Annotated in this window: 19 protein-coding genes; 5 read left to right on the top strand and 14 right to left on the bottom strand. The window is 70.5% G+C overall.

Features of this window, described 5'->3' with window-relative positions:
- Nucleotides 1-144: 144 nt before the first annotated feature.
- Nucleotides 145-435 carry a hypothetical protein gene (locus tag FHT38_RS00560; protein ID WP_183488838.1) on the bottom strand — a complete coding sequence of 97 codons (291 nt, stop codon included), beginning with the start codon at nucleotides 433-435 and terminating at the stop codon, nucleotides 145-147.
- Nucleotides 425-1,915 carry a C25 family cysteine peptidase gene (locus FHT38_RS00555; protein ID WP_091720047.1) on the bottom strand — a complete coding sequence of 497 codons (1,491 nt, stop codon included), beginning with the start codon at nucleotides 1,913-1,915 and terminating at the stop codon, nucleotides 425-427. The genes FHT38_RS00560 and FHT38_RS00555 overlap by 11 nt, the downstream gene beginning before the upstream one ends.
- A 142-nt stretch (nucleotides 1,916-2,057) precedes the next feature.
- Here FHT38_RS00555 and FHT38_RS00550 point away from each other — a divergent pair, with 142 nt between their 5' ends.
- Complete coding sequence (locus FHT38_RS00550; RefSeq protein ID WP_183488835.1) at nucleotides 2,058-2,618, top strand: hypothetical protein; 561 nt, start codon at nucleotides 2,058-2,060, stop codon at nucleotides 2,616-2,618.
- A gap of 38 nt (nucleotides 2,619-2,656) precedes the next feature.
- On the opposite strand, the gene FHT38_RS00545 is transcribed toward FHT38_RS00550, so the two are convergent.
- The gene (locus FHT38_RS00545; protein ID WP_183488832.1) at nucleotides 2,657-3,235 is read right to left on the bottom strand and encodes a phosphoribosyltransferase; all 579 of its coding nucleotides are present in this window, start codon (nucleotides 3,233-3,235) and stop codon (nucleotides 2,657-2,659) included.
- 148 nt (nucleotides 3,236-3,383) lie between these two features.
- Here FHT38_RS00545 and FHT38_RS00540 point away from each other — a divergent pair, with 148 nt between their 5' ends.
- On the top strand, nucleotides 3,384-3,830 hold the full coding sequence (locus FHT38_RS00540; RefSeq protein ID WP_183488829.1) for a VOC family protein: 447 nt from the start codon (nucleotides 3,384-3,386) through the stop codon (nucleotides 3,828-3,830).
- Nucleotides 3,831-3,848: 18 nt separating this feature from the next.
- On the opposite strand, the gene FHT38_RS00535 is transcribed toward FHT38_RS00540, so the two are convergent.
- The 10 genes from FHT38_RS00535 to FHT38_RS00490 form a co-directional block, all read right to left on the bottom strand.
- The gene (locus FHT38_RS00535; RefSeq protein WP_183488826.1) at nucleotides 3,849-4,760 is read right to left on the bottom strand and encodes a hydroxymethylglutaryl-CoA lyase; all 912 of its coding nucleotides are present in this window, start codon (nucleotides 4,758-4,760) and stop codon (nucleotides 3,849-3,851) included.
- Nucleotides 4,761-4,991: 231 nt separating this feature from the next.
- Nucleotides 4,992-6,989, bottom strand: a complete 1,998-nt coding sequence (locus FHT38_RS00530; protein ID WP_183488823.1) for an acetyl/propionyl/methylcrotonyl-CoA carboxylase subunit alpha — start codon at nucleotides 6,987-6,989, stop codon at nucleotides 4,992-4,994.
- 162 nt (nucleotides 6,990-7,151) lie between these two features.
- Nucleotides 7,152-8,255, bottom strand: a complete 1,104-nt coding sequence (gene bioB, locus FHT38_RS00525) for a biotin synthase BioB (protein WP_183488820.1) — start codon at nucleotides 8,253-8,255, stop codon at nucleotides 7,152-7,154.
- Nucleotides 8,252-9,010: a dethiobiotin synthase gene (bioD, locus tag FHT38_RS00520; RefSeq protein ID WP_183488817.1), complete on the bottom strand. Its 759-nt coding sequence runs from the start codon at nucleotides 9,008-9,010 to the stop codon at nucleotides 8,252-8,254. The genes bioB and bioD overlap by 4 nt, the downstream gene beginning before the upstream one ends.
- Nucleotides 9,007-10,212: an 8-amino-7-oxononanoate synthase gene (gene bioF, locus FHT38_RS00515; protein ID WP_183488812.1), complete on the bottom strand. Its 1,206-nt coding sequence runs from the start codon at nucleotides 10,210-10,212 to the stop codon at nucleotides 9,007-9,009. The genes bioD and bioF overlap by 4 nt, the downstream gene beginning before the upstream one ends.
- The gene (gene bioA / locus FHT38_RS00510) at nucleotides 10,202-11,533 is read right to left on the bottom strand and encodes an adenosylmethionine--8-amino-7-oxononanoate transaminase (RefSeq protein WP_183488809.1); all 1,332 of its coding nucleotides are present in this window, start codon (nucleotides 11,531-11,533) and stop codon (nucleotides 10,202-10,204) included. The genes bioF and bioA overlap by 11 nt, the downstream gene beginning before the upstream one ends.
- A 63-nt stretch (nucleotides 11,534-11,596) precedes the next feature.
- Nucleotides 11,597-12,409: an enoyl-CoA hydratase/isomerase family protein gene (locus FHT38_RS00505; protein WP_091720020.1), complete on the bottom strand. Its 813-nt coding sequence runs from the start codon at nucleotides 12,407-12,409 to the stop codon at nucleotides 11,597-11,599.
- 61 nt (nucleotides 12,410-12,470) lie between these two features.
- On the bottom strand, nucleotides 12,471-13,796 hold the full coding sequence (locus tag FHT38_RS00500; protein ID WP_183488806.1) for a S9 family peptidase: 1,326 nt from the start codon (nucleotides 13,794-13,796) through the stop codon (nucleotides 12,471-12,473).
- Nucleotides 13,793-14,347 (bottom strand): GNAT family N-acetyltransferase, encoded by a 555-nt coding sequence (locus tag FHT38_RS00495; RefSeq protein WP_183488803.1) that lies wholly within the window; start codon nucleotides 14,345-14,347, stop codon nucleotides 13,793-13,795. Before FHT38_RS00495 ends, FHT38_RS00500 begins: the two co-directional genes overlap by 4 nt.
- A gap of 34 nt (nucleotides 14,348-14,381) precedes the next feature.
- Nucleotides 14,382-15,989: a carboxyl transferase domain-containing protein gene (locus FHT38_RS00490; RefSeq protein WP_183488800.1), complete on the bottom strand. Its 1,608-nt coding sequence runs from the start codon at nucleotides 15,987-15,989 to the stop codon at nucleotides 14,382-14,384.
- Between the two features lie 231 nt (nucleotides 15,990-16,220).
- Here FHT38_RS00490 and FHT38_RS00485 point away from each other — a divergent pair, with 231 nt between their 5' ends.
- The 3 genes from FHT38_RS00485 (at nucleotide 16,221) to FHT38_RS00480 (ending at nucleotide 17,690) form a co-directional block, all read left to right on the top strand.
- A complete protein-coding gene (locus FHT38_RS00485; protein WP_183488798.1) occupies nucleotides 16,221-17,000 on the top strand; it encodes a TetR/AcrR family transcriptional regulator in 780 nt (259 codons plus the stop codon).
- A 137-nt stretch (nucleotides 17,001-17,137) separates the two neighbouring features.
- Nucleotides 17,138-17,404 carry a hypothetical protein gene (locus FHT38_RS25710; RefSeq protein WP_404932361.1) on the top strand — a complete coding sequence of 89 codons (267 nt, stop codon included), beginning with the start codon at nucleotides 17,138-17,140 and terminating at the stop codon, nucleotides 17,402-17,404.
- Nucleotides 17,385-17,690 carry a type II toxin-antitoxin system RelE/ParE family toxin gene (locus FHT38_RS00480; RefSeq protein ID WP_183488795.1) on the top strand — a complete coding sequence of 102 codons (306 nt, stop codon included), beginning with the start codon at nucleotides 17,385-17,387 and terminating at the stop codon, nucleotides 17,688-17,690. Before FHT38_RS25710 ends, FHT38_RS00480 begins: the two co-directional genes overlap by 20 nt.
- A gap of 150 nt (nucleotides 17,691-17,840) precedes the next feature.
- Here FHT38_RS00480 and FHT38_RS00475 read toward each other — a convergent pair whose 3' ends face one another.
- Nucleotides 17,841-20,597 (bottom strand): TonB-dependent receptor, encoded by a 2,757-nt coding sequence (locus FHT38_RS00475; RefSeq protein WP_183488792.1) that lies wholly within the window; start codon nucleotides 20,595-20,597, stop codon nucleotides 17,841-17,843.
- Nucleotides 20,598-20,626: the final 29 nt, after the last annotated feature.

Genomic DNA, 20,626 nt, shown 5'->3' with positions numbered 1-20,626 from the left:
TACGTCTGCCGAGCAACCTCCGGCAAGTCGCCCTGACGGGTGTCCGACCGCGGCACACGGTTTTGACGATGCGCGAGGCTCGGTGGGTCTCCGGCAGATTTCGCTCCCGGCCTGGGCACCCTTTCGGCGGCGCCAGCCGTTCGCTCATCCCGCGGAAGGGGGCTCGTCGCCGCAAACGGTATAGCGGCGCACCAGGAAATAGCTGCTGCGCCGTTCCCCTTCGACGATCAAGACCTGGCCCTCCAGCGCTTCCAGTTCCGGATCGCGGAACGGATTGGCGCCAGCGCGGCGCAGCACGACCCGGTCGCCGTCGTCGACGACCAGCAGCACCGCCAGGCGCTCGCTCTTGCTGCCGAGGTCCAGGCGCTCGCGGCACAGGCGTCCGCGCAGGCACTCGGCGGTGCCGTCCTGGGCGGCGTCGCGATCAGCGGGCATGCATGCGCCTCACATGGAGCAGCCGCCCGTCCTGCTCGGTCGCGATCAGCGCCAGCAGGCGGCGTTCGACCCAGCCCTTGTAGACATGGATCGCCCGATGGCCTGGGGCGCCGGAGATCCGGTAGCTGACCCGCGCGCAGTGCTCGGCGTCCAGGCCGGATTCCTTGAGCATGGGCCGCACCGCCTCGAGCACGGCCGGGGCCGGCGCCGCCTCGGTGGGCAGCAGGCGCGGCAACGAGCGCGCCAGGTTGCGGCCCTCGCGCTCCAGGCGCTCACGGCGCAGGCCGCGCACGCCGCGGTCCTCGACGGTGGCGAAGGCCTTGCGGAAGGCCTTGGTGCGGGCCAGCGCATGTGACACGCCGGCCACCGGCTGCAGCGACGGGTCGCCCAGCAGGTAGAACTGCCCCAGCGTCTTGAGGTCCATCGGGTCGAGGTGGGTGCGCTCGCCGGCGAATTTCTGACGCGCCTCCAGCAGCGCCCGGCCCAGCGAGGCCCCGGCCAGCACGCGTTGCAGGAAGTACTGGCACAGCAGGTCGGCGGAGCCGTTCCCGTCGCTCGGTCCGTAGGCGATGGTGGTGCTGCCGAGGAAGGCGCAGGCGCCGTCGGTCAGGTAGCGCAGAGCCATGGGCCAGTCGCCGTCGGCCAGCGCCGGATCGAAGAGCTGCGCGCCATAGCAGCATTCCGCGGCGACGACGGTGCCCGCCGTGACCCGGTCGCGCAGCAGCGCCGAGCGCATCGAGACCGGGAAATCCTCGCCCCGCTGGCCGTAGTACTCCGGCATGTCCGCGGCGCCGTGGCAGTTGATGAAGTGCATGCGCGGCGCCAGGTCCGCCTTGTTCCACTTCGGCCCGTCCGGCGGCGACAGGCGCAGCCCGTCCGCATGGCCGAAGGTGTTGGTCAGGCTGAGCCGCGTCGAGCCCTGCCAGACCTCGGCCGACAGCGCGAAGCTGTCCACGAAGGACGCGCGCGGCAGGCCCTTGTGGCGGGACGCCGCGCGGATCAGCTGCAGCAGCAGGTCGGGCCGCGTCGCGCCGGGCAGGTCGGGCAGCCGCCCGACGACCCGCGTCGGCCCGAGGAACCGGTTCGGATCGGTCGAGTAAGCGGCCTCGCAGGCATAAGGCAGGTCGCTGGGGACGATGCGGTCCTCGTCGCCCAGCTCGCCGCCGTGGGCCGGGTTCTTCAGCGGCACCATCGGCAGCAGGTCGGGGCCGCCCAGCAGCATCAGGTAGTGGGGCTGGCGGGCGCGGGCCAGCGCGTCGATGGCCGTCTTCAGCGCCTTGGCGTCGGGCCGGGCCGGCACCGGTGCGGCGCCGTAAGGCTTCATCGCGGAGGCGAGGTCGACCGCCACCACCAGCGTGTCGACGCCACGCCGCTTGTCCGCGGTGGCCAGCGCCTTCAGCGCTGCGTCGACCTTCGCCAGCGCGGTGGCGCCGTACTTGGCGCGCAGCGCGCCGCGATGAACGATGACCAGCTTGTCCATGTGAAGTCCCTCCCCGCCCGGGACGGTGCCCGGAAAGCCGGATCGTAGGCAGCGGCGGCGCGTGCGGCAATCCACAAGCTGGGGAGGCCTACGCCGGACTGTCATCAAGCCTGCATGCGACCTTCGCAACATCCGGCCCGCCATGCAAACTTCTGTTACTCCTCCCCGCAAGACCGAGCTGGCGCGCCAGATGCTGGCGCCGGGCCAGCGCCAGTTGGCGCCCGCGTTGCGAGCGCTGCTCATCACCGTCGACGGCAAGCGCGACGCGCAGGAGTTGCAGCGCCTGGCCCGCGGGCTGGGCCTGGGCGACGACGGCCTGTCGCGGCTGGTCGACCAGGGCCTGGTGGAGCTGCCGCGGGCCCTCAAGCCCGCGGTGGCCGCTGCGGCGTCGGCGTCGACGTCGACGGCGTCCGCGATCCAGGCCGTGGACGCGGACGAGGTCGCCGAAGCGGCCGCCCTGGCGCGCGAAGCGCAGGCGCGTGCCAAGCGCCTGGTCGCCACCAAGTTCTTCGCGCTGGACCTGGTCACGCGGATGCTGGCCGGCCGCGAGGGCGAGCTTCGCGACCTGGTCCGCCAGGTCGACACCGAAAGCCGCTTCCAGGAGTGGGTCCACCACTGCTGCGAGCGCATCGAGGCGCATGCGGACGCCGAGCGCGCGGCGAAGTTCCGCGACAGCGTCGGCCAGACCCTCGCCGCCAGTTGAGCGGCCCGGACTAGCGGCCCGGCCGAGCGGGCCGCCCACTAGGAGGTCAGCACGGCGACGTACAGCTGCGCGACCTTCGGGTACCGGCGCAGGACGCGGCTGGCGGCCTCGAGGGTGACGCCGGTATCGATGTGGTCATCAATGAGCAGCGCATTCCATCGTCCCGGGTTGCGGATCTCGTCGTGCAGCGAGAAGGTGGCGACGAGCCACCCCAGCGTCTCTTCACGGGTGGCGCAAGCGCGCGCCGCGCTGGCCTGCGGCGCCTTGAGCAGCAGGCGCTCGAACACCGGCACGCGCAGTTGCTGCCCCAGCGCGCGCGCCACCAGGGCCACGGGCTGCCAGGGCCGGGCGCGTGACGGCGGCATCGGCACGATGAAGCCGATCGGCCCGAGGCGCGGCAGCACGCGGGTGCGCAGCGCGCGGGCGAGCGGCTCGGCCTTCGAAAGGTCGCCGCGGTGCTTGAGCTGGAACAGCGCCTCGCCGACCTCGGTGCGGGTGGTCGTGATGCGCGGCCGCCCGGCCGGGTCCTCGCCGAGGTAGGCGCTGGCGAGCAGCGTCCGGTCCAGCACATAACCCGCGGTCCAGGGACCTTCGATCGTTCGCAGGGAGACATCCATCCGGCTGCCTTCAGGAGGTGGAAAGCCGGATGGGTTGGTCCACCGCACGGGTGGTTCGACACCGCCCGGAGAGGGATGGCGTCGCTCAGGCTTGCGGACGCCAGGAGGCGACGCCTATGCTGGATGTTTCCTCGATCAGGGAGTCGCCATGAAGCCCACGCCCGCCGGTTGGCCGCGTCTGTCCAGCGCCGTGTTCTACGAGAGCGCCGCCAAGGCCATCCCCTGGCTGTGCGAGGCCTTCGGCTTCGAGCTGCAGCTGCGCATCGACGGCGACGACGGCTCGGTCGTCCACAGCCAGCTGATCTTCGGCGAGGCGCTGATCATGGTCGCCGAAGGCGGCGAAGGACAGCACTCGCAGCGCTTCGGCATCCCGCTGCGCAGCCCGAAGGGCGTCGGCGGCGCCAACACGCAGAGCCTGATGCTCTACGTCGACGACGCGGACGCGCACTGCGAGCGAGCGCGCCGCGCGGGCGCCACCATCGTCCACGAGCCCAAGGTCGAGGACTACGGGCCCGAGTACTGGGCCGACAAGAACTACGGCGTGCTCGACCTCGACGGCCACCTGTGGTGGTTCGTGGAGCGCGTGCGCGGTTGAGCGCCAGAGCCGCGGCGATCAGCCCTTGCGCTTGGCCAGGGTCGCCTTGCCCACGCGCGACACCGGCGGACGGCCGAGCACGCCCGAGATGAAGGCGCCCGCATCGACCAGCTTGTCCAGGTCGATGCCGGTCTCGATGCCCAGGCCGTTCAGCAGGAACACCACGTCCTCGGTCGCGACGTTGCCGGTCGCGCCCTTCGCATACGGGCAGCCGCCCAGGCCGGCCACGCTGGCGTCGAAGGTGTGGATGCCGAGTTCCAGGCAGGCATAGATGTTGGTGAGCGCCTGGCCGTAGGTGTCGTGGAAATGACCGCTGACCTCGACCAGCGGGTAATGCTTCAGCGCCCGCTCCATCGCCGCCTGCACCTTGCGCGGCGTGCCCACGCCGATCGTGTCGGCGACGCCGAGGTGGTCGACGCCGATGTCCTTCATCAGCTTCACGACGCGCTCGACCTCGTCGGCCGAGACCTCGCCCTGGTAGGGGCAGCCGACCGCGCAGGACAGCGCGCCGCGCACCTTGATGCCGGCCTCGTGGGCCGCGGCCACGACCGGGGCGAATCGTTCGATGCTCTCGGCGATCGAGCAGTTGATGTTCTTCTGCGAGAAGGCCTCGGACGCGGCAGCGAAGACCACGATCTCATCGGGCCGGGTCGGCAGCGCGCCCTCCAGGCCCTTCATGTTGGGGACCAGCACGCTGTGGCGCACGCCGGGGCGGCGCTCGATGGCGGCCATCACGGCGGTGTTGTCGGCCATCTGCGGCACCCACTTCGGCGAAACGAAGCTGGTGACCTCGATCTCCTTCAGGCCGGCGTCCTGCAGCAGCGACACCAGCCGGGCCTTGTCGGCGGTGGCGACGGTGTCCTTCTCGTTCTGCAGGCCGTCGCGCGGGCCGACGTCGACCAGGGTGACTCGTGCAGGCAATGTGGTCATGGCTGATTCCTTCAGCTATCGGATTCGACAAGATCGGCGGCATCGCCGACCGAGGTTTGCAACGCTCCCACCCTCACCCCTGCCCTCTCCCACCCCGCGGGAGAGGGAGTTGAAGACCGCGCGTCGCCGGGTTTACTCCCTCCCTTGCCGGGAGAAATAGCTCAAGACCGCGCGTCACCGGGCTTACTCCCTCTCCCCGCCTTGCGGGGAGAGGGTGGGGGTGAGGGGTCTTCAGGCTGCCTGCAGCCGCAGCAGCTCCGCGCCATCGCCGACCTGGTCTCCGACGGCGAAGAGCAACTCCGCGACGACGCCATCACGCGGCGCGGTGATCGTGTGTTCCATCTTCATCGCCTCCATCACCGCCAGCGGCTGACCCTTGGCGACCGTGTCCCCTGCCTGCGCCAGGAAGGCGACCAGTTTGCCGGGCATCGGCGCGGTCAGCCGACCGCCTTCCGATCCCCCCTCGCCCGCATGGGCGATGACGTCGACCTCGGTCACCAGCGCCGAGCCGTGCGCGCCGAACACCGCCACCTGCTCGCCGACCTTGTAGGTCGACACCGCGACGCGCCGCTCGTTCAGATGAAGCTCATGCCGCTCCGGCGAGGCGGAGCGCACCGTCAGCGCGATCGCCTCCCCGGCCGCGCCGCCCGGCAGCGTCAACGACAGCTCGCCGTGATGGTGCCGCGACAGCAGCACCTGGTGATGCACGCCATCGACGTCGAGCTCGAAGCGCCGCTGCGCCGCGCCGAACAGGCGCCAGCCATCGCGGCGGCTCCACGGGTCGGCGGACTCGGTGGCCGACTCCTCGGCCAGCGTGTGGGCGACGACCGCGGCGGCGGCCTCGGCCAGCGGCAGCCCGGGCTGGCCGAACAGCGCGTCCTTCTCGCGCTCGATCAGCGCGGTGTCCAGGTCGGCATGCGCGAAGGACGCCGTCGCCGCGCAGCGCCGCAGGAAGGCGACGTTGGTGTGCAGGCCCACGATGTGCGTGTCCCGCAGCGACGCGTCCAGCAGCGCCAGCGCCTGCTCGCGCGTCTCGCCCCAGACGATCAGCTTGGCGATCATCGAATCGTAGAACGGGCTGATCGCGTCGCCCTCGCCCACGCCCGAATCGATGCGCACCGCCGCGCGGCGGAAGGCCTCGTGCGCCGGCCAGCGCGCCACCGACAGCGTGCCGGTCGCCGGCAGGAAACCGCCTTCGGGGTTCTCGGCGCAGATGCGGGCCTCGATCGCGTGGCCGTGCATGCGCAGCTCGTGCTGCTTGAGCGGCAGCGGCTCGCCGGCCGCGACGCGCAGCTGCCACTCCACCAGGTCCTGCCCGGTGATGGCCTCCGTCACCGGATGCTCGACCTGCAGCCGGGTGTTCATCTCCATGAAGTAGAACCGGCCGTCCTGCTCGGCGATGAACTCGACTGTGCCCGCACCCTGATACCCCACGGCCTTCGCGGCCGCGACCGCGGCGGCGCCCATCTCGGCCCGGCGCTCGGCCGTCATGCCGGGCGCGGGCGCCTCCTCCAGCACCTTCTGATGGCGGCGCTGCACCGAGCAGTCGCGCTCGAACAGGTAGACGCACTCGCCATGGCTGTCGCCGAAGACCTGGATCTCGATGTGGCGCGGCCGCTGGACGTAGCGCTCGATCAACACCGCGTCGTCGCCGAAGCTGTTGATCGCCTCGCGCTTGCAGGACGCGAGCGCGGCCTCGAAGTCCTCGTCCGCATGCACCGCCCGCATGCCCTTGCCGCCACCGCCGGCGCTGGCCTTGATCAGCACCGGGTAGCCGATGCGCTGCGCCTCGCGGCGCAGCAGCGCCGGGTCCTGGTCCGCGCCGTGATAGCCCGGCACCAGCGGCACGCCGGCCTGCTCCATCAGGCGCTTCGATTCAGCCTTCAGGCCCATCGCCTGGATCGCCGCCGGCGGCGGGCCGATGAACACCAGGCCCGCGTCCGCGCAGGCCTGCGCGAACTCCTCGTTCTCGCTCAGGAAGCCGTAGCCCGGATGGACGGCCTCGGCGCCGGTGGCCTTGGCCGCATCGAGGATGCGCTGCCACTGCAGGTAGCTGTCGCGCGGCGCGGGACCGCCGATGCGCACCGCCTCGTCGCAGGCATCGACGTGGCGCGCACGCGCGTCCGCGTCGGAATAGACGGCGACCGTCTTCACGCCCAGTCGGCGCGCGGTGGCCGCGACGCGGCAGGCGATTTCGCCACGGTTGGCGATCAGGATCTTCTTGAACACGGGTGTCTCCTCATGCTTCAGGTCCTCGGCGCGTCGCGGCTTGTGGCCGCTCGGCGCCGGGTGCGCCCGGACGGCGCGATGCGCTCGTCCGGGGCGGCGCGGCGGTCGGTGCCGTCGCGCCCGTCGGGTCGGTTCAGATCGGTGCGGCCCTGGCCGGCCCGATCAATGGCGATGGCCGCAGCCCGCCGCCACGCCCTCGCCGGCCGGTGCGCAGCCCGGGGCGCGGTCATCAGCGGCATCGGCATCGGCGCTCAGTTCGGCCTCGGTGGCGCAGTGCATGCCCAGGCGCTGGATCAGCTGGCGATCCTTCTCGGCCTGCGGGTTGCTCGTGGTCAGCAGCTTGTCGCCGTAGAACATGCTGTTCGCGCCGGCCAGGAAGCACAGCGACTGCATGGTCTCGGGCATCTCCTCGCGGCCGGCGGACAGGCGCACCATCGCGCGCGGCATCGTGATGCGGGCCACCGCGATGGTGCGGATGAACTCGAAGGGGTCCAGCGCCTGCGTGCCGGCCAGCGGCGTGCCCTCGACCTGCACCAGGTTGTTGATGGGCACCGACTCCGGATACGGATCCAGGTTGGCCAGCTGCGCGATCAGGCCGGCGCGCTGGCGGCGCGTCTCGCCCATGCCGACGATGCCGCCCGAGCACACCTTCAGGCCCACGCCGCGCACGCGCTCCAGCGTGTCCAGGCGGTCCTGGTAGGTGCGCGTCGTGATGATCTGGCCGTAGAACTCGGGCGAGGTGTCCAGATTGTGGTTGTAGTAGTCCAGGCCCGCCTCGCGCAGTTGCTCGGCCTGGCCGTCGCCCAGCATGCCGGCCGTCAGGCAGGTCTCCAGGCCCAGCGCCTTGACCTCGGTGATCATCTCGCCGATGGCCTCCAGGTGGCGCTCCTTGGGCGAGCGCCAGGCCGCGCCCATGCAGAAGCGGGTCGCGCCATTGGCCTTGGCGGCGCGGGCGGCTTCCATCACTTCCTCGAGCGGGATCAGCTTCTCGGCCTTCAGGCCGGTGTCGAAGTGCGCGGATTGCGGGCAGTACTTGCAGTCCTCCTCGCAGCCGCCGGTCTTGATCGACAGCAGCGTGGACAGCTGCACCGCGTTCGGGTCGAAGTGCTCGCGGTGGACCTGCTGCGCGCGGAACAACAGGTCGTTGAACGGCAGCTCGAACAGCGCGGCGATCTCGTTGACGGTCCAGGGCTTGGCGTTGCGACGCAGTTCGTCGGTGGTCGGGGTCAGCGTCTGGATCTGGTTGACGGTCTGCTTCATCGTCATGCTTTCAAGGCGTTCAGCAGCAGCGCTTGCTGCAGGTGCGCGGCCACGGCCGCGGGAGAGGGATCGGGAAGGCGGGGCACATGGCCCCAGCACGGCGCGCCCAGGGCCTCATCGAGGCCGGCGCGCAAGGCGGCCAGATTGTCCGCCACATGGGCCTGGTGGGGGTCGGCGGTGTTGGCGACCCAGCCGGCCAGGCGCAGCCCGCGGGCAAGGATGGCTTCGGCCGTCAGCAGCGCATGGTTGATGCAGCCCAGCCGCAGGCCGACGACCAGCACCACCGGCATCGCCAGGTCGACGGCCAGGTCGGCCGTGTCCCAGTCGTCGGTGAGCGGCACGCGGAAACCGCCGACGCCTTCGATCAACGCGAAGTCGCCCTTGGCCGCCGAGCGCCGGATCGCCGTCAGCAGCGCCAGGCGGTCGATCGCGCGGCCCTCGAGCCGCGCGGCGATGTGCGGCGCGCAAGGCTCGCGGAACTGCAGCGGGCCGACCTCGTCCATCGTCATGCCCTGGCGCTGCGCGGCGTGCAGCAAGGCGACGTCCTCGTTGACCCAGGCGCCGTCGGCGTCCTGCGTCTGACCGGCCGCCAGCGACTTGATCGGCGTGACGTAGCGGCCCAGGTCGTCAAAGGCGCGCGTCAGGCCGGCGGTGATGCAGGTCTTGCCGATCTCGGTGTCGGTGCCGGTGATGAAGAAGCCATGCAGCGGATGCGGCGTCGTGGCCGGGTTCGGTGCCGGGGCTTTCGTGGACGGGGTCATGCGCAGGCCTCCAGTGCGGCGAGCAGCCGGTCGACGTCAGCCTCGGTGTGGGTCGCGCACAGCGTGATGCGCAGCCGCGCCTCGCCCTTGGGCACGGTCGGCGGCCGGATGCCCGGCACGCGCAGGCCCTCGCGCTCCAGCGCGGCGGCCAGCGCCATCACCTCGGCATTGCCGCCGACGATCAGCGGCTGGATCGGCGTCTGCGAGTCGGCCAGCGTCCAGGTGAGCGTCGGATGGCGATCGAGCAGCGCGCCGATGCCGGCACGCAACCGGGCCTGCAGGGCGCGCAGCGCGGCGCGGCGCTGCGTGCCGACCTCGCCGCGGATCAGGTCGAGGCTGGTGAGCAGCGCGTGCTCCACCGCCGGCGGCGAGGCCGTCGAGAAGATGTAGTTGCGGGCGGCCTGCAGCAGGTAGTCGGTGACCGTCCGGTGTGCGACGACGAAGGCGCCCGCCAGCCCCGCCGCCTTGCCCAGCGTGCCCACCAGGATCAGCCGCTCGCTGCGCAGCCGGAAGTGTTCCAGCGTGCCGACGCCGGTCTCGCCGAGCACGCCCAGCCCATGGGCGTCGTCGACGATCAGCCAGGCGTCGAAGTCCTCGGCGGCCTGCAGCAGCGCGGGCAGCGGCGCGATGTCGCCGTCCATGCTGAAGACCGCATCGGTGACGATCAGCTTGATGCCCGCGCTGCTGGCGCCGAGCTGCGCGCGCAGGTCCTCGACATCGCAATGCGCGTAGCGCGACACCTTGGCCTTGGCCAGCCGCGTGCCATCGATCAGCGAGGCATGGTTCAGCGCCTCGCTGAAGATCTCCGCGTCGGCATCGCCCAGCGCGGTCACGACCGCGAGGTTGGCCATGTAGCCGGTGCAGAAGCCGATCGCCTTGGCCTCGGGGACGTGCGGCTCGAACCAGCGGCCCAGCAGCGCCTCGACCTCGTGGTGCGCCCGCGAATGCCCGCTGACCAGCGGTGACGCGCCGGAGCCACCGCCATACACCTGCGCGCCTTCCGCCAGCGCCGCGGTCACCGCTGGATGCGCCGCGAGGCCCAGATAGTCGTTGCTGCAGAACATCGTCAGCTCGCGCGCGACGCCGTCGGCGCCTCGCACCGTCTGGTGCGGCGCGGTGCCGGTCTCGGCGATGCGGGTGAAGCGCGTCAGGTCCTGGGCGCGGATCGCGTCCAGCTTGGCTTGCAGGTGATCAAGCAGCATGGACCACCTCCTCCAGCGTCGCGGCCACGGCCGCCGCGAGGAACTTCGCGGCGGGCTCGTCGATCAGGTAAGGCGGCATCAGGTACACGGTCTGGCCGATCGGGCGGATCAGCAACTCGTGCCGGCGCGCGGCGAGATGGAACTTCTCGGCGAAGCGCTCGACCGGCACAGTCGTTGCCGGATTGATGTCGAAGGCCAGGATCATGCCGCGCTGACGCAGGTGCGTGATGCGCCGGTCCGCCGCCAGCGGCGCGAAGGCCTCGGCCAGCCACGCGGCCTGCTGCTGGTTGCGTTCGAGCTGGCCCGCGTCGAAGCGGTCCAGCACCGCGTTGGCCGCGGCGCAGGCCAGCGGGTTGCCGGTGTAGCTGTGCGAGTGCAGGAAGCCGCGCGTCACGTCCTGCGACCAGAAGGCCTCGTAGACCTCGTCGGTGGTCAGCACCAGCGACAGCGCCATCGTGCCGCCGGTGATGCCCTTGGACAGCAGCAGGAAGTCGGGCCAGTCGGCCTTCGTCTCCGGCGCCGTCTGCTCCCAGGCGAAGAAGGTGCCGGTGCGGCCGCAGCCGACCGCGATCTCGTCCGCGATCAGGTGCACCTCGAACTCGGTGCACAGCGCGCGCAGCGCCTTCAGGTAGCTGGGCCCATACATCGACATGCCCGCGGCGCCCTGCACCAGCGGCTCGACGATGACGGCGGCGATGTGCTCATGCCGCTCGGCGAGCAGCGCGCGCATGTCGCCGAGCGCCTGCGCCTCGTTGCCCAGGCGCTGGTCGGGCGAGGCCACGATGTGGCTGCGCATCAGCAGCGGGTCGTAGGCGTCGCGGAAGATCGCGACGTCGGTGACCGCGAGCGCGCCAATGGTCTCGCCGTGATAACCGTTGCGCAGGCAGACGAACTCGCGCTTGTCCGTGCGGCCGCGGTTGCGCCAGCTGTGGAAGCTCTGCTTGAGCGCGATCTCGACCGCCGAGGCGCCGTCGCTGCCGAAAAAGAGATGGCCCAGCGCGCCGCCGGTGCGCGCCGACAGGCGTTCGGCCAGGCGCACGGCCGGCTCGTGCGTGCAGCCGGCCAGCATCACGTGCGGCAGCGTATCGAGCTGCTGCTTGATCGCGTCGTTGAGGGCCCGGTCGGCGTGGCCGAACAGGTTGACCCACCACGAGCTGTTGGCGTCGAAATAGCGGCGGCCCTCGTGGTCGATCAACCAGGGGCCCTCGCCGCGGGCGATCGGCAGCGGCGGCACGTCCTGCGCGCGCGCCATCTGCGTGCACGGGTGCCAGACCGCCGCGAGGCTGCGGCGCTGCCAGTCTTGTCGTACTGCTTCAGACATTCGGAACTCAGCTCTTGGGAAACAGCGGCGCGACGCTCGAGCGGGGCGATCGCGACGCGTCCGTCAGGCCAGCCATGACGGCTTGCCCTTGGACAGGAAACTCTGCACGCCCTCACGCCCTTCGGCGCTGGCGCGGATGTCGGCGATGCGGCGCGCGGTGTCGTCGCGCAGCGTCTCGGTGATGGGCGCGTGGGCCACGTCCTGCACCAGGCGCTTGCAGGCGCGCACCGCGGCCGGGCCGTTGGCCAGCAGCGACGCGACCAGCGCGTCGACCTTCGCATCGAGCGCCTCGGCGTCGGCGGCCAGTTCATGCACCAGGCCCAGGCGATGGGCCTCGGCGGCGGAGAAGCGCTCGGCCGTCACGAAGTAGCGGCGCGAGGCCTGCTCGCCCAGCGCGCGCACCACGTAGGGACCGATGGTGGCGGGCAGCAGGCCGAGCTTGGCTTCGGACAGGCAGAAGCCGGCGGCCTCGCTGGCGACGACGATGTCGCAGACCGACACCAGGCCCACGCCACCGGCGTAGACGTCGCCCTGCACGCGCGCGATGACCGGCACAGGGCAGCGGTAGAGCGTCCACAGCATGTGGGCGAGGCGGCCGGCGTCGGCGTGGTTCTCGTCCCAGCTGTAGCCGGCCATCGCCTTCATCCAGTTCAGGTCGGCGCCGGCGCAGAAGGCCTTGCCCTCGGCGGCGAGCACGATCGCCCGCAGCGACGGATCGGCGCCCAGGGCCTCGAACACCGCGGTCAGCTCACCGATGACGGTGTCGTTGAAGGCGTTGCGCACGTCCGGGCGGTTCAGCGTGACGCGCGCCACGGCGCCTTGCGGGCCGGAGCGCTCGACGCGCAGCGTGGTCGGGTTCAGGTCGGTCGAGGTCATGGCGATGATCGATGCGGAGGGACGATGGCGATGGCGATGGCGGTGACGCACGGGCCGGGGCTCACGGGGCGCTCCAGACGATGGTCCGGTTGATGGCGTAGAGGCGGCAGCGCTCCTCGCCATCGGTGAACTGGTCGCACAGCGCGAGCGCGCGCGATGCGGCGTCGTCGCCGACGGCCAGGCCCCAGTGGCTGCCGTTGGTGGCGAAGGCGCGCGGCTCCCTGGCCGCCAGGAACTTGCGATAACCGTTGACGATGCGGCCGTCGGCCGGCAACGCGGCCGTGTCCTCCACCGCGCTGCTGCCGACGCCGGCCACCCGCAGCGCGCCAGGGATGGGGAAGCCGAGCGGCTTGAGGAATTCGTCGACGACCGGTTGCCAGACGTCGTTGCCTTTGGCGAAGAGCTGGTGACCGTCCTCGCCGAAGGCGGGCATGAGCCGCGTCTGCGCCAGCCCACCGGCGTCGCGGTAGGCCGCGGACCAGCGCTCCTGGTAGCGAGGTGCGATGAAGCGGTCGTTCTCGGTGAAGACCCACAGCGTCGGCACCGGGTGGCCGCCTTGCGCGGCGCGCCGGCCGAAGTCGGCGAAGCGGCGGGCGAGCTCGTCGGGCCGGCAGGGCTCGCCGGTGTGGGTGTCGGGATTGCCGCCGTGGCCCCCGGCGAAGTCGATCGCCGCGACGACACCGGGCAGCCGTTCGCCGGTCGCGGCCATCGTGGCGAAGCCGCCCAGCGATTGGCCGGCCAGCACGACGCGGCTGGCGTCGATGTCGGCGGCCGATTGCATGTGGCGCACCACCGCGGCCACCTGCGCAGCCGCGGCGGCGGCGGCGGCCTCATAGCGCGGCGCGTCGCAGCGGACGCTGGATTCGGGATCGCCGGCGCCCGCCAGCTCGCCGTAGCCGATGCGCGTGGGCACGGCCACGGCGAATCCCTTGCGCACGAAGAAGCGCGCGGCGCCTTCCAGGCGCTGGCGCTTCATCGCCGCCCGGTCCTGCTCGGAGACCGGCCGGCCATGATTCAGCACCGCCAGCGGGAACGGCCCGGGACCGGCCGGGCGGAAGGTCGTCACGATCAGCTCGGCGTCGATGCGGCGGCCCTGGTGGTTCTCGACCGAGACCGGCACGCGGATCACCGCTTCGCGGATGTCGTTGGCCAGTCGGGGCGGCGAGCCGGTCGCGGAGGCCGCGGGCGGCAGGTCGCCGGTGGTCGCGTCCTGCGCGCGCGCGGTGGACGGCACGCCGAGGGCGAGTCCGCCTCCGAGCACGGTCGCCAGGGCCAGCGCGGCGAGGCGCGACGTGCCCCTTCCCGTGCCGGTGCCGGTGCCGGTGCCGGTGCCGGCGCCGGCGCCGGCGCCGGCGCCATCAATGATCGTGCGGTGCTTGACGCTCATGGGTGGGCCTCCGTCGACGCCGTGGGGCCGAGCGCCTTGCGCATCAGCACGCTGCGGTAGGTCTTGCCAGCCCACTGCACGTCGCCGATCCGCGCGTAGCCGCGGCGCTCGTAGCGGCGGCGCAGGGCCTCGGCGGGCACGGCCGTATCGAGCGCGACGTGCGCATAGCCCTGCGCGTGCGCCCAGGCTTCGGCACTGTCCATCAGGCGCTCGGCGATACCCTGGCCGCGGCAGGACGGATGCACCGCCAGCTGCGCCAGGATCGCCGTGTCGGGCTGCGTGTAGCAGTCCGGCACCGGGTCGCCGAGGTAGCGCCCGTCGGGCCGCTTCGGCGGCGCGATGGTCACCGTGCCCACGAGCTCGCCCGAAGCGCTCAGCGCCACGAAGGCCTGGCCGGCCTCGACCCGCTCGCGGGTGGTCTGCACGCTCTGGTTCACCGCCGTGAAGTTCCAGCCCTGCGCCGCCAGCGACGCATAGGAGGCGTGCAGCAGCGCGGTCAGCGCCTCGATCGAATCGGTGGCGGCAAGCGGTCGCAGGGTGATGGCGGTCATCGTCGGAGCGTGGGCAGCGGTCGGAGCCCGGACCTTACATCCGGAACACGCCGAACTTCGTCTCGGGGATCTCGGCGTTCAGCGCAGCCGACAGGCCCAGCGCCAGCACGCGGCGGGTGTCGGCGGGATCGATGACGCCGTCGTCCCACAGGCGGGCGCTGGCGTAGTACGGATGGCCCTGGTCCTCGTACTGCTGGCGGATCGGCGCCTTGAAGGCCTCTTCCTCGTCGGCGGACCACTGGCCGCCCTTGGCCTCGATGCCGTCGCGCTTGACAGTCGCCAGCACCGACGCGGCCTGCTCGCCGCCCATCACCGAGATGCGGGCGTTGGGCCACATCCAGAGAAAGCGTGGCGAATAGGCGCGGCCGCACATGCCGTAGTTCCCGGCGCCGAAGCTGCCGCCGATGATCACGGTGAACTTGGGCACCTGCGCGCAGGCCACGGCCGTCACCATCTTGGCGCCGGCGCGGGCGATGCCCTCGTTCTCGTACTTGCGGCCGACCATGAAGCCGGTGATGTTCTGCAGGAACACCAGCGGGATCTTGCGCTGGCAGCACAGCTCGATGAAGTGGGCGCCCTTGTTGGCGCTCTCCGCGAAAAGGATGCCGTTGTTGGCCACGATGCCCACCGGCATGCCCTCGATGTGGGCGAAGCCGCAGACCAGCGTGTTGCCATAGCGGGCCTTGAATTCGTCGAACTCGCTGCCGTCCACGATGCGGGCGATGACCTCGCGCACGTCGAAGGGCTTGCGGGTGTCGGTCGGGATCACGCCGTGCAGTTCGGCCGGGTCGTAGGCGGGCGGCTTCGGCGGCTGGGTCAGCAGCTCGCCCCGCTTGCGCCAGTTGAGGCGGGCCACCGACTGGCGCGCGATCGCCAGCGCGTGGGTGTCGTTCTCGGCCAGGTGATCGGCCACGCCGGACAGGCGCGTGTGGACGTCGCCGCCGCCCAGGTCCTCGGCGCTGACGACCTCGCCGGTGGCGGCCTTCACCAGCGGCGGGCCGCCCAGGAAGATCGTGCCCTGGTTCTTGACGATGACGGTCTCGTCGCTCATCGCCGGCACGTAGGCGCCGCCGGCGGTGCAGGAGCCCATCACCACGGCGATCTGCGGGATGCCCTTGGCCGAGAGGTTGGCCTGGTTGAAGAAGATGCGACCGAAGTGGTCGCGGTCCGGGAAGACCTCGTCCTGGTTGGGCAGGTTGGCGCCGCCGCTGTCGACCAGGTAGATGCACGGGAGGCGGTTCTGGTCCGCGATCTCCTGCGCGCGCAGGTGCTTCTTGACGGTGATCGGGTAGTAGGTGCCGCCCTTGACGGTGGCGTCGTTGCAGACGATCACGCACTCGACGCCCGAGACGCGGCCGATGCCCGCGATCACGCCGCCGCCCGGCGCGGCGTTGTCATACATGTCCAGGCCCGCGAGCGGGGCCAGTTCCAGGAAGGGCGTGCCCGGATCCAGCAGCATCTCGACGCGGTCGCGCGGCAGCAGCTTGCCGCGCCCGACGTGCTTGGCCCGCGCGGCCTCGCCGCCGCCTTCGGCGATGCGGGCCAGGCGGGCGTTGAGGTCGTCGATCAAACCGCGCATCGCGTCCGCGTTGGCCTTGAAGTCGGCCGAGCGGGCGTTGAGCTTGGTGGACAGCTGGGGCATGGTGAGGGGTCTCCGGGCATCTGCGCTCAACGGCCGGCATGGCCGCTGAAACGCTCATATGAGCCGCGCTCAATTCTGTGGAGCGAGCGCTGGTGGGGCGCCGCCGCCCGGGATCGCCGGGCCGGCGCAAGGCGCGAAGCATACGCGAGAAACTCCAGGCGCTGCCAGATGTCCGGCTGCGGAAACCGCCCACTTGAGGCGGGCTCAATAAATCGGGAGAATCCGCCCCTCATGAGCGCCTCCGCCCCCCTCCGCCCCGATGCCGGCGCCACTCCGGCCTCGGCCGCCGCACTGCCGGCGCGGCGCCGCTCGCCGGTGGGCGCCAAGGCCGAGCAGCGGGTGCGCGACATCCTGCGCGAGAGCCGGGTGGTGTTCGCCGAACGCGGCTACGAGCGCGCGACGACGACGGAGATCGCGCAGCGGCTGGGGATCTCCGAGGCGACGGTCTTCACCTACTTCCGCGGCAAGCGCGAGCTGTGCATGCGGGTGATCGGCGACTGGTACGACGAGATCATCGACGCGATCGAGTCGGGGCTGCCGCGAGGCCGGCCGATCCGGGACCAGCTGGAATTCGTCGTGCACACGCACCTGCGGCTGTTCCTGATCCAGGGCACGGGGCTGTGCGAGCTGGTGCTGTCGGAAGGCCGCAAGCGCGAGGCGCCGGTGACGCGCGGCGAGGGCCAGGACTTCGGCGCGGCCTTCGTGGACCTGCAGCGTCGCTACACGGCGCCGCTGATGGACCTGCTGGCGCGCGGCCAGGCGCAGGGTGAGGTGCGGCAGGACATTCCGCTGCGGCTGCTGCGCTCGCTGGTCTTCGGGCCGATGGAGCACATGCTATGGGAGGTGATCATCGCGGGCCGGCAGATCCAGGTGGACGCCGCGGCGCGCGACCTGGTCTCGCTGCTGTGGCCGGCGCTGCAGGCGCCGGACCAGGAACTCAAGGCGCTGCGGCGCATGAAGGCGCGCGTGGCGCAGGCACTCGCCGACGCGGGGGACGAGGGCGAGGGCTGAGGCTCGACGGCCAGTCAGCGGACCGGCGCAAGACTCGAGAGGATCAGACGCGCAGCAGTTCGAGTCATGGCGCGAGCAACACGATTCGGCCACGATGGCTGCTCCGACTTTCGAGTCGATTCCTGGAGTGAAACATCGTGAATGACCAGCCCCGCCTCGCCGTAGATGCGCTTGCCGCCGCTCATCCTGCGCCCGCCCAGCACCCACCGACCTCGCCAGGTGGGCTCCGCCCCGGCCTCGACGAGGACCAGTTCGATCAGGAGGCGTGGGACGAGTGGTACCGGGAGCGCATTCGCCGCTCCCTCGAGGACCCTCGCCCCCCGATCTCTCATGCGGAACTGGTGGCGGCGACTTCGCAGTTCCTTTCCGAGTTGGAGGTGCGCCATGTCAGCAAGGCAGCTTGATTGGCGCATCCAGGCCGTGGAGAGCTTGCGCGTGATCCTGGAGCACATTGGCGAGCACAACCTCGACGCGGCCAAGGAGCTGTTCGGCGAGATCTGCAAGCGTCTCAAGCTCGTGACGGATTTCCCCAACCTGTACCGCGCCTCGGAGCGGGTCGAGGGCCTGCGCGAGATCGTGGTGACCGCGAACTATGTCGTGCCTTATCGCATCACCCCGGACGCCGTGCAGGTCGTGGACGTCGTTCATGCACGACGCAATTGGCCGCATCTGCCGCAGCCGACCTCCTGAGAGCTCTCACAAGACCGTTGCCGGCGGCGTGCCGCCGACGCTGAGCGACGTCGAGCGCGATCACCAAAAAAGAAGGGGCCCGAAGGCCCTTGTGGTTGGAGGCCAGGGGCCGGCGGGCGAGGCCGCCGGCGTCCCTGCGAAACGCTCAGATCACAGCGAGTAGCTCAGCGTGGCGCGGAACTGGCGGCCACGGGTGTCGTACAGGCTGAAGTCGTACAGCGAGGTGCTGCTGAAGCCCGGGTCATGCGGAGGCATGCGGTTGAACACGTTCAGGACCGACACGCTGGCCGTCAGCTGCTTCGTGATGGCGTAGCGGCCGAACAGGTCCATCGTGGTGTTCGAGCGGACATGGGTCGGGAACACACCGGTCTGGAAGCGCGGATCCTGCGGCGTGAAGTAGCTCGCGGCCAGCAGTTCCTGACGCACATGGTGCGTGTAGTTCAGGCCGGCGGTGACCGACCAGGGGCCGTAGTCGAAGTCGGTCGAGAAACCGGCGCGGATGCGCGGGATCGTGTTCGCACCGCCGTTCGTGCCCACCACCTGCACGCCGTCTTCCTTGAAGGAGCTGACGTAGATCAGGTTGCCGCGGAACGTGAACTTGCCCAGGCTGGTCGGAACGCGCAGCGTGCCGTCGATGTCCACGCCACTGGTCTTGCGCGAAGACAGGTTCTCGTAGTTCGACAGGATCGTGATGATCTGGTTGGTCTGCGGATTGCCGTCGCGAATGATCGTGGGCGTCGACGGGCAGTTCGGCTGCGTCGGATCCGCGCCGGTGCCGCCGTTCGGGCAGGACTCATCCAGGATGTCCTGGAAGTTCCGCGATGCCACCACGTTGCGCCAGTTGATCTTGTAGAAATCCACGCCGAAGTTGAAGTTCTTGGTCGGCTCGAACACGAAACCGATGGTCGTGCTCGTGGACTTCTCCGCCTTCAGGTTGGGGTTGCCCGCGAACACGCCGGAGATCTGGCGGGTCACGCCGTCCTGCGGGTCGATCACGGACTGGAAGAACGAGGCGGCCGACGGCGAGATCTCCGGCAGCGTCGGCGCACGGAAGCCCTTGCCCCAGTTGGCGCGGAACAGCAGGCTGTCCAGGGCCTGGAACTTCGCACCCAGCTTGGGCGTGGTCGACGTGCCGTAGTCGCTGTACTTGTCATAGCGAATCGCGGCCTGCACCTCCAGCTTCTTGGTGAAGGGCATCGAGATCTCGGAGAACAGCGAGATGTTGTCGCGACGACCGTTGGTGGCGGTGATGCCCTGGCCGATGATGCCGCCGCTGGCGGCGATCTCCGCGGGCGTGTCCTTCAGCTTCTCTTCACGGAACTCGGCGCCGATCGCCAGGCCGATGTCGCCACCGGCCATCTGCCCGACCGTCGTGTTGGCCTTCGTGTCGACGAAGGTCATCTCCGACTTGGACTTGCGGTCGAAGTTGCCGCGCATGCTGTCACGGACCGCCTGGCTGTTGGTCGTCCACTTGTCGAGGTTGTAGGTCGACGCGCTGGACAGCGGCACCGGCGGCTGCGCGCTCGTCGGGATGCCGAAGGCGGCGGAGGTCCCGGCCAGGGTCAGGCGGTTCAGGTTCTTCGAGGTGGTGTCGGTGCTGGAGTAGCCGACCGCACTGTCGAAATCCCAGCTGCCGATGGTGTAGCTGACGCCAGCCACCGCGCGCAGCGAGTCCGAGCGGATTTCGTTGTCCCGGGTGCCCATGTCATTGAGCACGCCGACATAGCGGGCGCGATTGGAGAAGGGGTTGCCCGCCACGCCGGGGGCGAAATTGGCGGTGTAGCTGAACGGCTGCAGCTGGCCGGCGACCGTGGTCAGGCCGGTGCTGACGAACGACGCGGCCTGGAAGGTCTGCGTGGTGTCCGAACGGCTCAGCCCCAGCTCGAAGTAGCCGGTGGCATTGGGCGAGAAGACCTTCGTGCCGCGGGTCAGCAGGCCGATGCGCTCGGTGCCCGGCAGCGCGGTGAACTCGTCCTTGAAGTCACGCATGCAGTACGTGTTGGACGCCGCGGTCATCGCGATGTTGGCTGCGGTGTTCGGGTTGATCAGGCCGGCCGCCAGGGCTTGCTGGCCGTTGATGACCGTTCCCTTGCAGTCGCTGATGGCGCGGTAGTTGTTGGTCAGCGTGCCGTTGGCCGCCACTTCGCGCCAGGTGCCGCCACCGGTCAGGGACTGGTAGTTGCGGCCGCCGGCGTACTTGCGGAAGTCGCGCGACTCGGTGAACTCCACGTCCTTCTGCAGCAGCAGGTCGCGCTTGTAGTAGTCGAGCGTGGCAAAGATGTTGTAGCCATCGCTTCCCAGGTCGCCGAAGCCGCCGGCGGCGGTCACGCGGTAGTCGTTCTTGCCTTCGAAGAAGCCACCGGAGGCCGAGATGTCGAAGCCCTGGTAATCCTTGCGCAGGATGATGTTGACCACGCCGGCGATCGCATCGGAGCCGTAGATGGCCGAGGCACCATCCTTCAGGATGTCGATGCGCTGGACCGCCGCGGAGGGGATCGAGTTCAGGTCGACGAAGGTGTCCTGCAGGTTCTGTGCGAAGCCATAGCCGGCGACGCGGCGGCCGTTCAGCAGCACCAGCGTCGTCTTCTGGCCGAGACCGCGCAGGGAGAAGCCAGCTGCGCCCGGGGCGAAGCTGTTGCTGAAGCTCTCGCCCAGGCTGCCGGTGTTGGACGGCAGGTTGCGCAGCACGTCCGCCACCGTCGGCTGGCCGGTCCGCTCGATCTGGTCTCGCGTAATGATCTGCACCGGCGACACCGTTTCGGCGTCGATGCGCTTGATGTTGGAGCCGGTGACTTCGACGCGCTCCAGTTGCTTGGAGTCTTGCGCGACGGCCACGCCGCAGGCCAATGTGCTGGCAATCGCGATGCTGGTCAGTGCCAGCGCCCTGTGGGTCAGTTGACGAGACATTACGGTCCTCTTTTGAAAAAGGGGGGCGC

Source organism: Mitsuaria sp. BK041 (assembly GCF_014193085.1).
Lineage (GTDB): Bacteria > Pseudomonadota > Gammaproteobacteria > Burkholderiales > Burkholderiaceae_C > Roseateles.
The sequence above is the reverse complement of the archived record's forward strand: the minus strand, read 5'-3'. Positions and strand labels throughout refer to the sequence as shown.

Excerpts from the sequence above, each read along its gene's own strand:
- FHT38_RS00560 (WP_183488838.1), bottom strand. The coding sequence starts at position 435 with ATGCCCGCTGATCGCGACGCCGCCCAGGACGGCACCGCCGAGTGCCTG.
- FHT38_RS00555 (WP_091720047.1), bottom strand. The coding sequence starts at position 1,915 with ATGGACAAGCTGGTCATCGTTCATCGCGGCGCGCTGCGCGCCAAGTAC.
- FHT38_RS00550 (WP_183488835.1), top strand. The coding sequence starts at position 2,058 with ATGCAAACTTCTGTTACTCCTCCCCGCAAGACCGAGCTGGCGCGCCAG.
- FHT38_RS00545 (WP_183488832.1), bottom strand. The coding sequence starts at position 3,235 with ATGGATGTCTCCCTGCGAACGATCGAAGGTCCCTGGACCGCGGGTTAT.
- FHT38_RS00540 (WP_183488829.1), top strand. The coding sequence starts at position 3,384 with ATGAAGCCCACGCCCGCCGGTTGGCCGCGTCTGTCCAGCGCCGTGTTC.
- FHT38_RS00535 (WP_183488826.1), bottom strand. The coding sequence starts at position 4,760 with ATGACCACATTGCCTGCACGAGTCACCCTGGTCGACGTCGGCCCGCGC.
- bioB (WP_183488820.1), bottom strand. The coding sequence starts at position 8,255 with ATGACGATGAAGCAGACCGTCAACCAGATCCAGACGCTGACCCCGACC.
- bioD (WP_183488817.1), bottom strand. The coding sequence starts at position 9,010 with ATGACCCCGTCCACGAAAGCCCCGGCACCGAACCCGGCCACGACGCCG.
- bioF (WP_183488812.1), bottom strand. The coding sequence starts at position 10,212 with ATGCTGCTTGATCACCTGCAAGCCAAGCTGGACGCGATCCGCGCCCAG.
- bioA (WP_183488809.1), bottom strand. The coding sequence starts at position 11,533 with ATGTCTGAAGCAGTACGACAAGACTGGCAGCGCCGCAGCCTCGCGGCG.
- FHT38_RS00505 (WP_091720020.1), bottom strand. The coding sequence starts at position 12,409 with ATGACCTCGACCGACCTGAACCCGACCACGCTGCGCGTCGAGCGCTCC.
- FHT38_RS00500 (WP_183488806.1), bottom strand. The coding sequence starts at position 13,796 with ATGAGCGTCAAGCACCGCACGATCATTGATGGCGCCGGCGCCGGCGCC.
- FHT38_RS00495 (WP_183488803.1), bottom strand. The coding sequence starts at position 14,347 with ATGACCGCCATCACCCTGCGACCGCTTGCCGCCACCGATTCGATCGAG.
- FHT38_RS00490 (WP_183488800.1), bottom strand. The coding sequence starts at position 15,989 with ATGCCCCAGCTGTCCACCAAGCTCAACGCCCGCTCGGCCGACTTCAAG.
- FHT38_RS00485 (WP_183488798.1), top strand. The coding sequence starts at position 16,221 with ATGAGCGCCTCCGCCCCCCTCCGCCCCGATGCCGGCGCCACTCCGGCC.
- FHT38_RS00480 (WP_183488795.1), top strand. The coding sequence starts at position 17,385 with ATGTCAGCAAGGCAGCTTGATTGGCGCATCCAGGCCGTGGAGAGCTTG.
- FHT38_RS00475 (WP_183488792.1), bottom strand. The coding sequence starts at position 20,597 with ATGTCTCGTCAACTGACCCACAGGGCGCTGGCACTGACCAGCATCGCG.